Annotated in this window: 10 protein-coding genes and 1 riboswitch; of the genes, 7 read left to right on the top strand and 3 right to left on the bottom strand. The window is 64.0% G+C overall.

Annotated elements, in window-relative coordinates:
- Positions 1–262: 262 nt before the first annotated feature.
- Together smc and ftsY are read left to right on the top strand one after the other, a co-directional pair.
- Positions 263–3,841: a chromosome segregation protein SMC gene (gene smc / locus IEY62_RS00160; RefSeq protein ID WP_189012887.1), complete on the top strand. Its 3,579-nt coding sequence runs from the start codon at positions 263–265 to the stop codon at positions 3,839–3,841.
- A 20-nt stretch (positions 3,842–3,861) separates the two neighbouring features.
- On the top strand, positions 3,862–5,067 hold the full coding sequence (gene ftsY, locus IEY62_RS00155; protein WP_189012878.1) for a signal recognition particle-docking protein FtsY: 1,206 nt from the start codon (positions 3,862–3,864) through the stop codon (positions 5,065–5,067).
- 67 nt (positions 5,068–5,134) lie between these two features.
- On the opposite strand, the gene IEY62_RS00150 is transcribed toward ftsY, so the two are convergent.
- Positions 5,135–6,355 carry an MFS transporter gene (locus IEY62_RS00150; RefSeq protein ID WP_189012877.1) on the bottom strand — a complete coding sequence of 407 codons (1,221 nt, stop codon included), beginning with the start codon at positions 6,353–6,355 and terminating at the stop codon, positions 5,135–5,137.
- A gap of 263 nt (positions 6,356–6,618) precedes the next feature.
- Between IEY62_RS00150 and IEY62_RS00145 the strand changes: the two genes are divergently transcribed.
- Together IEY62_RS00145 and IEY62_RS00140 are read left to right on the top strand one after the other, a co-directional pair.
- Positions 6,619–7,950 carry an ammonium transporter gene (locus tag IEY62_RS00145; protein ID WP_189012876.1) on the top strand — a complete coding sequence of 444 codons (1,332 nt, stop codon included), beginning with the start codon at positions 6,619–6,621 and terminating at the stop codon, positions 7,948–7,950.
- The gene (locus IEY62_RS00140; protein WP_017199639.1) at positions 7,947–8,285 is read left to right on the top strand and encodes a P-II family nitrogen regulator; all 339 of its coding nucleotides are present in this window, start codon (positions 7,947–7,949) and stop codon (positions 8,283–8,285) included. The genes IEY62_RS00145 and IEY62_RS00140 overlap by 4 nt, the downstream gene beginning before the upstream one ends.
- Before the next feature lie 148 nt (positions 8,286–8,433).
- On the opposite strand, the gene IEY62_RS00135 is transcribed toward IEY62_RS00140, so the two are convergent.
- Entirely contained in the window at positions 8,434–9,834 is a 1,401-nt protein-coding gene (locus IEY62_RS00135; protein WP_189012875.1) for a glucose-6-phosphate dehydrogenase, read from the bottom strand.
- 170 nt (positions 9,835–10,004) lie between these two features.
- Here IEY62_RS00135 and ffh point away from each other — a divergent pair, with 170 nt between their 5' ends.
- Complete coding sequence (gene ffh / locus IEY62_RS00130; RefSeq protein ID WP_189012874.1) at positions 10,005–11,585, top strand: signal recognition particle protein; 1,581 nt, start codon at positions 10,005–10,007, stop codon at positions 11,583–11,585.
- A 64-nt stretch (positions 11,586–11,649) separates the two neighbouring features.
- On the top strand, positions 11,650–12,372 hold the full coding sequence (locus IEY62_RS00125) for an alpha/beta fold hydrolase (RefSeq protein WP_189012873.1): 723 nt from the start codon (positions 11,650–11,652) through the stop codon (positions 12,370–12,372).
- Here IEY62_RS00125 and thiC read toward each other — a convergent pair.
- Entirely contained in the window at positions 12,355–14,181 is a 1,827-nt protein-coding gene (thiC, locus tag IEY62_RS00120) for a phosphomethylpyrimidine synthase ThiC (protein WP_189014323.1), read from the bottom strand. The two genes, IEY62_RS00125 and thiC, sit on opposite strands and share 18 nt — an antisense overlap.
- Positions 14,177–14,284, bottom strand: a riboswitch (TPP riboswitch). Its footprint overlaps the gene before it by 5 nt.
- 84 nt (positions 14,285–14,368) lie before the next feature.
- Between thiC and IEY62_RS00115 the strand changes: the two genes are divergently transcribed.
- Positions 14,369–15,457 carry an amidohydrolase family protein gene (locus tag IEY62_RS00115; protein ID WP_189012872.1) on the top strand — a complete coding sequence of 363 codons (1,089 nt, stop codon included), beginning with the start codon at positions 14,369–14,371 and terminating at the stop codon, positions 15,455–15,457.
- Positions 15,458–15,474: the final 17 nt, after the last annotated feature.

Here is a 15,474-nt window from a genome sequence, read left to right as displayed (position 1 = left end):
ACCAAGATCTTCAGTTATGGAAACCACGGTGCCTTGTGGACAGGCGTTCCTACTACGGGACCGGACCCAGCCGAAGCCGAACAGAAGTTCAAGCCGAGGCCGGATCACCGGAACGAATCCACCAAGTAACCCTTGGCAGGAGTGTAGGGGTGCGGCATCCCGGCCGCAAGGCTTTCCCGTTGCAGATCCGTGGATTTCACGTAAACGGCAGTAGATTTAGGGGGACACAAACACCCGGGCCACCCAGGAGAACCGAAGCGCCTTGCATTTGAAAAGTTTGACCGTCCGCGGATTCAAGTCGTTTGCGTCGGCCACGACGTTCGACTTCGAGCCCGGCGTCACTGCCGTCGTCGGTCCCAACGGATCCGGCAAATCCAACGTGGTGGACGCGCTGGCCTGGGTGATGGGTGAGCAGGGCGCAAAAACACTGCGCGGCGGGAAAATGGAGGACGTCATTTTCGCCGGTACCTCGGGCCGTCCGCCCCTTGGCCGCGCGCATGTGTCGTTGACCATCGATAACGCAGACAATGCGCTGCCCATCGAGTACAGCGAAGTGACCATTTCCCGGACTCTCTTTCGCACCGGAGGATCCGAATACGCCATAAACGGTGCGCCATGCCGGTTGCTGGACATCCAGGAACTGCTCTCGGATTCCGGGCTTGGCCGGGAAATGCACGTCATCGTCGGCCAAGGACAGCTGGACCGTGTCCTGCACGCTACGCCCGAAGACCGCCGGGGCTTCATTGAAGAGGCCGCAGGCATCCTCAAGCACCGGCGGCGCAAAGAAAAAACGGTGCGCAAGCTGGAGGCCATGCAGGCCAACCTGGCCCGGCTCGGTGACCTGACCGCTGAAATCCGTCGACAACTGACCCCCCTGGGGAAACAGGCCGAAATCGCCCGCCGTGCGCAAACCGTCCAGTTCGACGTCCGCGACGCCCGCGCGCGCCTCCTGGCCGACGACCTCGTACAGCTGACAACAACCCTTGAACAGGACGTCGCCGACGAAGCCGCACTCAAGGAACGCCGCCAGGTAGTCGAGGCGGGGCTCGGCGTGGGACGGCGACGGCAAGCAGAGCTGGAACAGCAGGCCGCGGAAGCAACCCCCCGCCTCAACACCGCCCGCGATACCTGGTACCAGCTCTCCGCCGGCAGGGAGCGCCTGCGTTCCCTCGGTTCATTGGCCGCTGAACGCAGGAGGCTGCTGGGTTCCTCGGAAGCCGCCGCCGAATCGGGACGCGATCCGGAGCACCTCGAGCGCCAGGCGGCCAGGGTCCGCGAAGAACAAGCAGCCCTGGAACACGACATTCTGGCCAAGCAGGCTGCACTGCTCGAAGCCACTGTCGCCAAAGACGCTGCCGAAGCGCTCGCAGCAGCCGAAGACAAACGCCTCACAGGCATGTTGCGTGCTGCAGCTGACCGCCGGGAGGGACTTGCCCGGCTCGCCGGCCAGCTTGCTGCGGCGCGGTCCCGGGCCGAGGCGGCCGAGGCCGAGCGCGGCAGGCTGCGGGAGTCGCTGGGTGCCGGCGACGAGCGGCGAAGGCAGGCGCAAAGCGAGTTCGCCGCCCTCGAGGCACAAGTCGCCGGCGTCGAGGACGGCGAGGAGAGCCTGGATGCCGAATACGAGGAAGCCAGCGCGGCGCTGGATGAAGTACTCGCGGAAATTGAGGAACTCAAGGCTTCCGAGCGGGAGGCAGTCCGTGAACGGGACGCCTTGACGGCCCGGCGGGATGCTCTCCAGTTGGGACTCAACCGCAAGGATGGCTCCGGCCACCTGTTGACGGCCGAAGGTGTACTCGGTCCGCTGGCGGGCTTGATAAGCATGGAAACCGGCTACGAGGCCGCCATTGCCGCAGCCCTGGGTAGCGCGTCCGATGCCCTGGTGGTTGCCGACGCCGACGCCGCACTGTCGGCCGTGGCCACATTGAAGAAGGACGACGCCGGCCGCGTGGCTTTGCTCCTGGCCGGCGGTTTCGCCGAAAAAGACGCCGCCGAATCAGCCGTTGAACTGCCGGGAGGATGCCGTTGGGCTGTCGACGTCGTAAAAATTGCCGACCCGGCGGGCCGCGGGGCCATCGGACTCCTGGCCGATACCGTTGTAGTTGATGATCTCCGCACGGCGGCAGGATTGGTGGAGGAGCACCCTGGCCTGAAGGCAGTCACTACCGACGGTGACGTTTTCACCGCCGCGACGGTCCTGGGCGGCTCAGCCACCGTGCCGTCGCTTCTTGAAGTCCAGGCTGCCGTGGACGACGCCAATGCCCGCCTTCACGAAGTCACCGCCCGACTGGAACGTGGCCGCTTCGCCCTGGCCGGGACCCAGGCCCGCCGTGCCGAAGCGCAGGACCGTACCGATGCCGCACTGGAAAGACTGCATGAATCCGACGCGCGCCTAGCGGCAGTCGCCGAGCGCCTGGGCCATCTGAACTCTGTTCTTCGCAGCGCAGTGGGTGAGAGCGATCGTCTGGCGGCCTCCATGGCCAAGGCGGAAGCGAACATCGCAGAGGCGCAGCTGGATCTGGAAGTTGCCGCCGAACGCCTTGCTGCCGCCCAGGAAGTCCCAGACGAGGAACCTTCCACCGACCAACGCGATGAGCTCGCCGCCGAGGCAAGAACGGCCCGGGCCTTGGAAACGGAAGCCCGGTTGGCGCTTCGCACCGCCGAAGAGCAGCTGGGCGCCGTCAGCAACCGGGCCGCCTCCCTGGAACGGGCTGCAGCGACGGAACGCCGAGCACGCGAAGAGGCCGCACGGCGGGCCCAGCGACGCCGGGCACAGGCCCAACGTGCTGCCGCTGTTGTTTCGGCGGTCGAACAGACACTCCGTTACGTCGACGTATCGGTGGAGGTGGCTGCCAGTGAACGCGACCGGGCCGAGCAGAAACGGGAAGTCCTTGAAAAGGAGCTTTCGGACGTCCGCTCGGGCAACGAGGCTCTGGCACGGGAGCTCGCCGAACTGACCGATTCGGTGCATCGGGACGAGATGGCACGAACACAACAGCGGCTCCGGATTGAGGCCCTGGAAAGCCGGGCCATTGAAGAACTGGGGCTTTCCACTGAACAGCTCATCGCGGACTACGGGCCGGACCGGCCGGTTCCGCTTCCCGCCGGTTCCACCACGGACAAATGGGCCGAACTGAGGGCCCCTGTGGACGAAAACGGCGAACCCGTGGTGGAAGGTGTTCCCTTTGTGCGGGCGGAGCAGGAGAAGCGGCTGAAGAAGGCCGAGCGCGAGCTGTCGGCACTGGGCAAGGTGAACCCCCTGGCGCTCGAGGAGTTTGCGGCCTTGGAGGAACGGCACCAGTTCCTCAGCTCGCAACTGGAAGATCTCAAGTCCAGCCGCAAGGACCTTCTGGACATCATCAAAGAGGTGGACAAACGCGTCCAGCAAGTCTTTACGGAAGCTTTCGCGGACACCTCTGCCCAGTTCGACCACGTCTTTGCCAGGCTCTTTCCCGGTGGCGAGGGCAAGCTGGTGCTCACTGACCCGGACGACATGCTGACCACCGGCATTGAGGTAGAGGCCCGTCCTGCAGGCAAGAAGATCAAGCGGCTGTCACTTCTTTCAGGTGGTGAGCGCTCCCTGACAGCCGTCGCGCTGCTCGTTGCCATCTTCAAGGCAAGGCCTTCACCGTTCTACGTCATGGACGAAGTCGAAGCGGCACTGGACGACACCAACCTGGGCCGGCTCATCACCATCTTCGAAGAACTGCGTGAGTCCAGTCAGCTCATCGTGATCACCCACCAAAAGCGCACCATGGAAGTGGCTGATGCCCTTTATGGTGTGACGATGCGGGGTGATGGCGTATCCACCGTCATCAGCCAGAGGCTCGGTGCCGGCGCTTAGCTTTATGAGAAGGTAGGGGAGTGAACGATTTCCTACCCATAATTCTGTCCATTCTCGCTGCGCTCGTAGTGGTCGGCGGACTCGTGCCGGTATTGATGAAAGCCCGCAAGTCGGGCGCAAAATACCCCGGAACGCGAGATGCGAACGATCCTTTGCAGTCCTCGGCAGCAGGCGGCGGAACCCTTGTGGAGGACCGCCCGGATGAGGTGAAGGCGCCGGCCCCAACCTTTGACGGAACAGTCGAAGGCGCGGAGGTTCCGGACGACGCCGCTGGGCTCGAAACCATCGCCATCGACACTCCAGCGCCGGTGGAAGGGCGTCTGACCCGCCTCCGCGCACGCCTGGTCAAATCCAACAACATCCTCGGCAAGGGCCTGCTGGCTTTGCTGTCCGGCGACAAGATCGATGAAAACGTCTGGGATGAGGTGGAGGAAACCCTCCTCCTGGCCGATCTTGGCACCGAGCCCACCATGCAGTTGGTAGATGCTTTGCGTGAGCGCGTCAAAGTCCTGGGAACGCGCAGCCCCGAAGACGTCAAGGCGATGCTCCGGGAAGAGCTCATCAAGCTGGTTGATCCCGGGATGGACCGTTCGCTCAACGTCGAACGCAAAGGCGACCGGCCCGCCGTCGTTCTTGTTGTCGGTGTGAACGGCGTCGGCAAGACCACCACCGTGGGCAAGCTGGCGCGTGTCCTGGTGGCCGAAGACAAGGACGTGCTGCTCGGTGCCGCCGATACCTTCCGGGCAGCCGCAGCCGAGCAATTGGCCACGTGGGGGCAGCGGGTGGGCGTGCCGACGGTGAAGTCCGACATCGACGGCGCTGATCCCGCCTCCGTTGCGTACGAGGCCGTGAAAGCCGGAATCGACCAGGAAGTCGACGTTGTCATGGTGGACACGGCAGGCCGCCTGCAGAACAAGACCGGCCTGATGGACGAGCTCGGCAAAGTCAAGCGCGTCATTGAAAAGCTGGCGAAGGTGGACGAGGTCCTGCTGGTTCTGGACGCCACCACCGGCCAGAACGGACTCAACCAGGCACGCGTTTTCGCTGAGGTGGTCAACATCACGGGCATCGTGCTGACCAAGCTTGACGGTACGGCCAAGGGCGGCATTGTTGTTGCCATCCAGAAGTCCCTCGGTGTTCCGGTGAAGCTGATCGGGCTGGGTGAAGGCCCGGATGACCTGGCACCATTCGAAGCGGAAAGTTTCGTTGACGCGCTGCTCAACTAGCCTCCAACTCCTCTGAACTGACTGGCAGCTGTTGTTGTCCGGCATCCCGGGCAACAACGGCCGCTGGTCAGTTTTTGGGTTTAAGCGGCTCCCTGGCCGGCAGCCACGCAGCGGCGGTGACCAACAGCACCGCACCGGTCAGGCCGAAAGCCCAGCCGTAGCCCAAGCGGTCGGCAATCAGGCCGGCAACCACCGGGCCGATGATTGCGCCTGTGTCGGCAGCCATCTGGAAGACGGCAAGCACTTTGCCGCCGGAGCGGCCCCGTCCAATGACATCGGCGACGGCGGCCTGCTGCGCCGGGCCCAACAGGCCGGAGCCGAAACCTGCTACGGCGGAGGCGATAAGGAAAGCAGTGAGGTCCGTCGTCAGGCCGATGAGTCCGGTGGCCAGCCCGGTGATTACCAGGCCCGGGATCAGGAGGCGCTTGCGCCCCCAGGCGTCCGCCAGACGACCGGAAAACGTCAAGGCAAGGGCATTTCCGACGGCGAACACGGCAAGTGCCCAGGCCGCGGTTTCCGGTCGAGAATCGAGGACGGCCACAGCAAAGAGCGGGATGGTTGCCATGCGGACGCCGAAGGTGACCCAGCCGTTGCCGAAGCTGGAAAAGACAGCGGCACGGTAGGCGGAATCGGACAGCGCCTCCCTCAACGCCATGGCAGGTGCCTGGCCTGCGTCCTGTGCGGCATTGCCGTCTCCCCGGAGCATTGTGCGGACCACCAGGGCAGCAACAAGGAGCGCTCCGGCGTAGGCCAGGAAGGGAACCCTCAGTCCGAATCCTGCCAGCAGTCCACCCACCACCGGCCCCAGGACGCTGCCGATCAGGAACGCAGAAGCGTAGGCGCCGGATACGCGTCCTCGCCGTTCCGGCGGGGCAAGCCGGATGAGCAGTCCCATGGCGGCCACGGTAAACATCACCGAGCCGGCCCCGCCGAGTCCGCGGAAGATCAGCAACTGCCAGTAGTCCTGGGCAAACGCGCAGGCCGCCGTGGAAACGGCCACAATCAAGAGGCCTGAAACGTAGACGTTCCGTTCCCCGAAGCGTCCGATCAACGCTCCGCCCGCCGGTGCGAAGACCAGCCGCATAAAGGCGAAGATGCTGACGATCACCGCCGCGGCGGTGGCACCGACGTCGAAGGTCGTGGCGAATTGCGGCAGGACGGGAGCAACCAGCCCGAACCCCAGGGCGATCAGGAACGCGGCAGCCAACATCACCCTGATGTCCCGGGGCAGAGGAGACTTTTCCTGTCGGATCCGTGGAACTTTGATGGATCGGGACGACTGGATCATTCGGTGCTGGTCCTTCTGGTGGTGTTCTGGCGCCCATGTCCCGCAGAGGGAGTTGAGCTGGGCATTTCCAGTGAAGTCTGACGCCTGAAACATATCCGTAACGTCGGAGATATGCACCATTTACGTTGGGGAGGTTGTTGTAACCGGCCCGCAATATAAAACCCGCGCAGGTGAAACACTGCGGCACAAAACTCTTAAGCAGGACGCAAAAGGCGTCAGGACAGCGGTTGAACCGCAGATCTAGCAAGAGAGGAACGTGCACCATGGAACTTACCGCAGGTCACGTATGGGTCATGGTGGCGGCGGCGCTTGTGCTGTTCATGACACCTGGTCTGGCATTTTTCTACGGCGGCATGACACGCGCCAAGGCTGCCTTGAACATGATGATGATGAGCTTCATCTCCATCGGCATCGTTGGTGTCGTGTGGGTGCTGTGGGGCGCTTCCATGAGCTCCGGAGAAGGATTCCTGGAGATCGTGGGCAACCCGTTCGCTTCGTTCGGTCTTATCGGTGTTGAAACCACCCCGGACGCGATGATCAAGATTGGCTACGCAGCTACCTTCGCCATCATCACCGTCGCCCTCATCAGCGGCGCGATCGCTGACCGCGCCAAGTTCGGCGCCTGGAGCCTCTTCGTTCCGGTCTGGGTCACCCTCGTTTACGCCCCCTTGGCCTACATGGTCTGGGGTGGTGGACTGTTCGGTCCTGAAGGTGCAATCGGCAAGGCCCTTGGCCCGGCCATCGACTTCGCCGGTGGCACCGTGGTCCACATCAACGCTGGTGTTGCTGCGCTTGTTCTCGTCCTCATCATCGGCAACCGTCGCGGCTTCGGCAAGGATCCGAACCACCGCCCGCACAATATCCCGTTCGTCATGCTGGGTGCAGCCATCCTGTGGTTTGGCTGGTTCGGCTTCAATGGCGGCGCTGCAACTACCGCGGAACAGGCGGGCCTGATCTGGATCAACACCCTGGCAGCACCTGCGGCAGCCATGATCGGCTGGCTCATCACGGAACGCATCCGCGACGGCCACCCGACGTCGCTCGGCGCAGCGTCCGGTGTAGTCGCCGGTTTGGTAGCCATCACCCCTGCCTGCGCAAACGTTGATCCCATCGGCGCCCTGGCGCTCGGTGTGGTTGCCGGTGTGGCCTCTGCTTTGGCTGTCGGCTTGAAGTTCCGCTGGGGCTTCGATGACTCTTTGGACGTCGTGGGAGTCCACCTCGTCTCCGGAATCATCGGAACCGTGGCCCTGGGCTTCATCGCCAAGTCCACGGACGGAGTTGGAGGCGGCCTCTTCTACGGCGGCGGTTTCACCCAGCTGTGGGCCCAGCTTGCAGCAGCCGGCGTAGCAATCGCATTCTCGGCCATCATGACGGCAATCATTGCCCTCGCCATCCACAAGACCATGGGCTTCCGGGTTTCCACGGAACAGGAGAACGTCGGCGTTGACCTCAGCCTCCACGCTGAGACCGCTTACGAGTTCGGCGTCAACGGCCACGGCGGCAGCTTCCAGCCGCTGCACGAGGCCATGACCGGCAAGTCGGAAACCACCGCAACCAAGGCACCCGCAGAGGGCAAGGAGAGTGTCCAGGCATGAAGCTCATCACAGCGATCGTTCGTCCCGAAAAGCTTGAAGCGGTCCGTGAAGGCCTCGAAGCCTACGGAGTCCAGGGCCTGACGGTCAGTGCGGCCAGTGGTTATGGCCGGCAGCGTGGCTATACCGAGGTATACCGCGGGGCTGAGTACAACGTGGATTTGCTGCCCAAGATCCGTATCGAGGTCCTCGCCACGGACGAGCAGGCGGACGACATCCTGGATGTCCTCATCGCCAGCTCGAACACAGGACGCGCCGGCGACGGCAAGGTGTGGACCGTAGACGTTTATGAAGCGGTCCGGGTCCGGACAGGCGAACGTGGCGCAGCCGCGATCTAGGACAGCAACACCGTGACCAGGACAGCAACACCGTGACCAGGACAGCAACACCGTGACCAGGACAGCAAGACCGTCCAGGTGATGGCAAAGCGGGCCGGGTACCCCTCAAGGTACCCGGCCCGCTTTGCGTTCGCTGTGTGTTTCGCCTTCAGTCCTCGACGGCGGTGGGCCAGCCCGCCGGGCCCCCGCTCCCGGCGTCGTATTCTTCCAGCGGCACCTCGCCGTCTGCCCAGGCCCGCAGGACCGGCTCGATGATCCGCCAGCAGTCTTCGGCGGTGTCGCCCCGGACGGAGAGGAGGGGATCGCCGCTGAGGATGCCTTCCAGGACTTCACCGTAGGGCAGCATTCCCGCTGCGCTCAGTTCTGCCATGAGGGTCGCGCGGTCCAGCCTGAAGATGTTCCCGGGCCCGTTGACATCGACATGGAGCTCCAAGGTGTCCGGCCCAAAACCGATCCGTAGCTGGTTGGGGGAGTCCACGCCCGTAAAGCCCACCGGCAGCTGGGGAACCGGCCGGAACGTGATGACGGCTTCCTTCCGGCGTTTTCCCATGGCCTTTCCGGATCGCAGGATGAAGGGGACGCCCTTCCATCGCCAGTTGTCGATGTCCACTTGGACCTCAGCCAGGGTTTCGGTGTTGCGGCCCGGATCCACGCCCTGTTCGGCGGCGTAGTCGGGCACCGTGCGTTCGCCCAGGGTTCCTGCCGTGTACCTGGCCCGTCGGGTGGAGGCGTCGTAAGGACCCTTGACGCTGCTGGCCCGCAGCACGGTGGCCACGGCGTCGCGAAGATCGCGTTCCTCGATGGTGGCCGGAGCATCGATGGCCAGGAAGGCCATGATGTGAAGGAGGTGGCTCTGGATCATGTCCCGGAGCGCCCCGGCGGTGTCGTAGTAACGGGCGCGGCCCTCAAGGGCGAGGTCCTCGTCGAAAATGACCTCCACCTTCTCAATGTGTTCCCGGTTCCAGACGGGTTCCAGGAATCGGTTGGCGAAGCGAAGGCCCAGGATATTCAGCACCGTCGCTTTGCCCAGGAAGTGGTCGACGCGGTGGATATGGTCCTCGGGCACCAAAGCCGCAAGGGTCTTGTTCAGTTCATGGGCTGATTCAGTGCCCGATCCGAAGGGCTTTTCCAACACCAGGCGCGTGCCGGCGGGTATTTGGTCACGCCGCAAGATCTCGCAGGCCTTCTGGCTGACGTGCGGAGGCAGCGCAAAGTACACGGCGACGGGTCCCTCCAGCTGGGAGAGCAGTTCGGCCAAAGGGCCATCCGCTGTTACATCCAGCTGGTGGTATTCAGTGCTTTCCGACACCGCGGCCAAAGCCGCGCGTCCGGCAGTATCGGCTGACGTCGCCGCTGCTTCGAAGGCGCCCTTGACCCGGTCCTGCCATTGATCCGGTGACCACGGGTCCGAACCGGCACCCACCAGCCTGAGCCCGGGGGCACGGCCGGCCGCCAGGAGTCCGGCAAGGCCGGGCAGGAGCAGCCTGCCTGTGAGGTCCCCGGAAGCGCCGAGGATGAGCAACGTTTTTACAGTTGTTTTACTGGTCACTGTGCCAGCATGCCACCTTGTCAGCGCGACTTGGTACCCTAGATAGTCGAGTCCCGTGGTTAACGCAGATTTGTCGTGGTTGAGACATGTTTGCTGGGGCAGGAATCGTCAAGACTCTGGTGTGCCGGACCGGCCACCTTTCATGGACCATCGAAAGAAGTGCGCGGCGCGTGTTCAATTCACTCTCTGACCGGTTGACAGCAACCTTCAAGAACCTCCGTGGCAAGGGCCGCCTCACCGAGGCTGACGTCGACGCCACCGTCCGGGAGATCCGCCGCGCCCTCCTGGACGCGGACGTCGCCGTGTCCGTGGTCCGGGAGTTCACAGGCCGCATCCGTGAACGCGCGCTGGGTGCCGAGGTTTCTGGAGCGCTGAACCCGAGCCAGCAGATCGTCAAGATCGTCAATGAGGAACTCAAAGAGATCCTCGGTGGCGAGACCCGGCGCATCCGCCTGGCCAAGAACGGCCCCACCATCATCATGCTGGCCGGCCTTCAGGGTGCCGGGAAGACCACCCTCGCCGGCAAGCTGTCCAAGTGGCTCAAGGCCCAGGGACACAGCCCCATGCTTGTGGCGTGCGACCTTCAGCGTCCCAACGCAGTGACCCAGCTCCAGGTTGTTGGCCAGCGTGCCGGCGTACCGGTCTTCGCCCCGCACCCGGGTGCCACCTCCGAACTTGAGCACCCTGCCGGTGACCCGGTAGCAGTAGCCAAGGCCGGCGTCGAGGAAGCCCGGCAGAAGCTCCACGACGTCGTGATCGTGGACACCGCCGGCCGCCTCGGCGTTGACGCCGAGATGATGGACCAGGCCCGCCGCATCCGCCAGGCGATCATTCCCAACGAAGTCCTCTTTGTCATCGACTCGATGATCGGCCAGGACGCCGTCAACACGGCGATGGCGTTCGACGAAGGCGTCAACTTCACCGGCATTGTGCTTTCCAAGCTCGACGGCGACGCCCGCGGTGGTGCCGCGCTCTCCGTTGCGTCGGTCACCGGTAAGCCGGTCATGTTCGCGTCCACGGGCGAAGGCCTGGACGATTTCGAGCTCTTCCACCCGGACCGCATGGCCTCCCGCATCCTGGACATGGGTGACGTCCTCACCCTGATCGAACAGGCTGAGAAGGCGTGGGACAAGGACGAAGCGGCCAGGATGGCGAAGAAGTTCGCCGACCAGGAAGACTTCACCCTGGACGACTTCCTGGCCCAGATGCAGCAGATCCGCAACATGGGCTCCATGAAGAAGATGCTCATGATGATGCCGGGTGCGCAGAACATCCGCCAGCAGCTGGAGAACTTCGACGAAAAAGAGATCGACCGCGTCGAAGCGATCGTCCGCTCCATGACCCCGCACGAGCGTGTGGCTCCCAAGATCATCAACGGATCCCGCCGCGCACGTATCGCCAAGGGTTCAGGTGTCCATGTTTCCGAGGTCAACGGCCTGCTTGAGCGTTTCGCCCAGGCCCAGAAGATGATGAAGAAGCTGGCCCAGGGCGGTGGAATGCCGGGGATGCCCGGGATGCCTGGCCTCGGTGGTCCTGGCGGAGGACGCAAGAACGGGAAGAACGCACCCAAGAAGAAGGCGCGGTCGGGCAACCCGGCCAAGGCAGCCCAGGAATTGCGTGACGCAGAGGCCAAGCGGGCGAATGCGGCTTCGGCGGCTCCTACGGGTGCGGCTTTCGGCCAGGGCGCAGCGGACTTCGACCCGTCCTCCCTCAACCTTCCCAAGGGTTTCGACAAGTTCCTCGGCAAATAACCGTGCCGACATCCCGGCCCCGCGCCGGAGCCGGGATGTCAGAGCCGTCGAATAGGCTGAACCAATGCATAAGCAGCGCATAGTCTTCCTTCACGGCCTGGGCAGTTTCGGTGCTGCGGCTTGGCCCAAGCAGCACGGCATGGCGCTTGGCTACGATGCCCTTTTTCTCCGGCGGCACGGCTTTGATCCGGTCGCGGAACCTACGGAGTCCAACGTCGCTGCCGACGTCGCCATCGTGATCGGGGCCTTGGCCGATTCAGGGGGAGGCCACGTCGTGGCGCACGAGCAAGGCGCCATCCCGGCCATGCTGGCGGCCGTTGAGCGCCCTGATCTTGTCCATTCCCTTTCCTTGGTGGAGCCCGCCTGCTTGTCCCTGACTGCCGAGCTTCCCGCTACGGCGTCTTATCGGGCGCTGATGGAACCGCTGTTTGAGGTGCGGGGCCAGCTGAACGACGCCGATTACCAGCGTGAGTATTACCTGCGTGCGTTCTCTGCCGAAACGGGAGGGCTCGACACCCCGGAGGCCCGGCGTTCTGCCCGCAGGCTCAGGCTCCAGGCGCCACCGTGGGAAGCCCCGCTGCACATTGTTCCCGGCGTTCCCACCCTGGTTCTTACCGGTGGTTGGGAGCCGCTGTATGAGGAAATTGCCGCCTACCTCCAAGAGACCGGTGCCCTCCGCCGCGTGGCAGCAGGTGGGCACCGGCCCCAGGATTCAGCCGATGGTGATCACATCATCCGCTCGTTCGTCGCAGATGTGGGACGGGCCCGGTCAGTTCAGGCGTCCTGAGTTCCCGGGAACCTGAAGCTCCGGGAGGTAGACCTTTCCACCGGAGGCGAGGAACTCCGCACTCTTTTCGCGCATGCCGCTGTACACTCCCGCGATCGCTGCCTGGGCCTCCGCTGAACCGTATTCGTCGCGGATGTCCTGGCTGATGCGCATGGAACAGAACTTGGGTCCGCACATTGAGCAGAAGTGCGCCGTTTTGGCGGGTTCGGCGGGCAGCGTTTCGTCATGGAAGGACTCTGCCGTCACCGGATCCAGGGACAGGGCAAACTGGTCCCGCCACCGGAACTCGAAGCGGGCCTTGGAAAGAGCGTCGTCGCGCTCATGGGCACCGGGGTGCCCCTTGGCAAGATCTGCCGCATGTGCCGCGATCTTGTACGTGATCACCCCTGTTTTGACGTCGTCCTTGTTGGGCAGGCCCAGGTGTTCCTTGGGCGTGACGTAGCAGAGCATGGCCGTGCCGTAGCGGGCGATTTCCGTTGCCCCGATGGCTGAGGTGATGTGGTCGTAGCCGGGGGCGACGTCGGTGACCAGCGGCCCCAGGGTGTAGAAGGGTGCACCTTTGCAGAGTTCCTGCTGCCGTTCCACATTTTCGCGGACCAGGTGGAACGGGATATGCCCGGGACCTTCCACCATCACCTGCACGTCGAATTCCCAGGCGCGCTGAGTGAGTTCGGCGAGGGTGTCCAGTTCCGCGAACTGGGCGGCGTCGTTGGCGTCGGCGGTAGCACCGGGACGCAGGCCGTCGCCGAGGGAAAAGGCGACGTCGTACTTGGCAAAAATTTCGCACAACTCGTCGAAGTGCGTGTACAGGAAGTTCTCCTCGTGGTGTGCCAGGCACCACCCGGCCATGATGGAACCGCCCCGGGAAACAATGCCGGTGACACGGTTGGCGGTCAGCGGCACGTATCTCAGCAGCACGCCGGCATGGATCGTCATGTAGTCCACGCCTTGCTCGCACTGTTCGATCACAGTGTCACGGAAGATTTCCCAGGTGAGCTTGTTGGCCTCGCCATTGACCTTTTCCAGCGCCTGGTAGATCGGCACCGTGCCGATTGGAACGGGGGAGTTGCGGATCAGCCATTCGCGGGTGGTGTGGATGTCGTCGCCGGTGGACAGGTCCATGACGGTGTCCGCGCCCCACTTCGTGGCCCATTGAAGCTTGTCCACTTCTTCGGCAATTGAACTTGTGACGGCCGAGTTTCCGATGTTCGCGTTGATCTTCACCAGGAAGGCCTTGCCGATGATCATGGGCTCGGATTCGGGGTGGTTGATGTTGTTGGGGATGATCGCGCGGCCGGCGGCAACTTCGCTGCGGACCAGTTCGACATCGCAATTCTCGCGCAGCGCCACGAAACGCATTTCAGGAGTCACCAGGCCGTGCCGTGCGTAGTGCATCTGGGTGACGGTCTTGCCCTCGACCGCACGGCGGGGTACCGGTTGCGCGCCCTTCCACTCAGCGGAGGCGGCTCCGCGGCGGACGGCCGACTTGCCGTCGTCGAGCAGGTTCCGTTCACGGCCGGTGTAGGCCTCGGTGTCACCGCGGGACTCGATCCAGGCGGCCCGGAACGGTTCCAGCCCCACGACGGGATCGCTTCCGGGTCCTGCTGTCCGGTACACGCGCAGTGGTGCGTTGGCTTGGCCGTTGGGGGAGGGTTCGAGCGCGATTTCAGTGACGGGGACGCGGATTCCGGCGTCATGGTCTTCAAGCCAGGCCAGGGAATGGGACCTCAGGGACTGCGTAACAGGCTCGTTTTGGGTGCGGCTGGGCTCGTTTTGGGCAGGGCTGTGCTGTGTTTTGGTGGTGCTCAAAGGATTACTCACTTCCTTCGCCGGCATTACCCGGACAGGTTCAACGGTCGCAGGCTGCCTCAGCCCGATCTCAGCCCCTGCAAGGGCCCCCGTGTGGTCGTAGACGAAGCTACCACAGCTCGCTTGGGGCGCCCAGTCACATCAATCCGCCTGGGGCGGCAGCCCCGATGCGGATTAGGCTTTTGCCATGGCCAACATCATTGAATTCAGCGGACCTGTGCTTGTGGCGTCAGATGACGTGCGCCACGGAATGTGGTCTGTTGGGGGAGCGCTGACCTTTGAACGCCCCTTGGCGCGCCCGGACGAGGTGCTGGACGGTTGGGTCCTGCCGGGCTTTGTTGATGCCCACTGCCATATCGGATTGGGCGCCGGTGGGGCGGTGGACGAACACACCACCCTCGCCCAGGCCCGGGCTGACCTGGTGGCGGGGACTTTGCTGATCCGTGACTGCGGATCTCCCAGTGACACGCGGTGGGTGCAGCAGCGGAAAGATTTGCCGCGCCTGATCAGGTCGGGCCGCCACATTGCCCGCAGCCGCCGGTACCTGCGCGGATTGGGCCATGAGATTGAGCCGGAACAGTTGGTGGAGACTGTCCGGAAGGAGGCCCGCGACGGCGATGGGTGGGTGAAGCTCGTGGGTGACTGGATCGATCGTGGCGTTGGCGATCTGGCGGCTTCGTTTCCGGCCAAGGCCGTGAAGGATGCCATCTCGGCGGCGCATGATGAAGGTGCCCGTGTGACGGCGCATTGTTTCGCGGAGGAGACCATCGACGACATGCTCGATGCCGGCATTGACTGCATCGAACACGCAACCGGGCTGTTGCCACGGCACATTCCGCGTTTGGTGGAGCAGTCCGTGGCCATTGTTCCTACGTTGATCAATATCGCGACTTTTCCGGAGATCGCCGCCCAGGCGGCGCCGAAGTTCCCCCGGTACGCGGACCACATGACGCGGTTGTGGGAGCGCCGGCGCGAGCGGGTGCTGGAGGCCTACGAAGCCGGGGTGCCCATCTACGCCGGAACCGACGCCGGGAGCGTGATCCGCCACGGCCGCATCGCGGACGAAATGCATGAACTGCACGACGCCGGCCTGCCGCCTTCCGCGGTCCTGGATGCCGCCGCATGGGGCGCCCGGAAGTGGCTGGGAGCCGATGCCATCAGCGAGGGGGCCAGTGCCGACGTCGTGGTTTGCCGCCACGATCCCAGGCGCGATCTGGGTGCAGTTTCCGCGCTCAAGCACGTTGTCCTTCGCGGTGAGCTTGTGGGCCGCGAATAAGAAGGCTGGGAATAAAT

Source organism: Paenarthrobacter histidinolovorans, from assembly GCF_014647595.1.
GTDB classification, from domain to species: Bacteria; Actinomycetota; Actinomycetes; order Actinomycetales; family Micrococcaceae; genus Arthrobacter; species Arthrobacter histidinolovorans.
This window is presented reverse-complemented; position numbering and strand designations above follow the sequence as displayed.

Bases quoted from the DNA above. Each gene is read 5' to 3' on its own strand.
- IEY62_RS00150 (WP_189012877.1), bottom strand. From the start codon at position 6,355: ATGATCCAGTCGTCCCGATCCATCAAAGTTCCACGGATCCGACAGGAA.
- IEY62_RS00145 (WP_189012876.1), top strand. From the start codon at position 6,619: ATGGAACTTACCGCAGGTCACGTATGGGTCATGGTGGCGGCGGCGCTT.
- IEY62_RS00140 (WP_017199639.1), top strand. From the start codon at position 7,947: ATGAAGCTCATCACAGCGATCGTTCGTCCCGAAAAGCTTGAAGCGGTC.
- IEY62_RS00125 (WP_189012873.1), top strand. From the start codon at position 11,650: ATGCATAAGCAGCGCATAGTCTTCCTTCACGGCCTGGGCAGTTTCGGT.
- IEY62_RS00115 (WP_189012872.1), top strand. From the start codon at position 14,369: ATGGCCAACATCATTGAATTCAGCGGACCTGTGCTTGTGGCGTCAGAT.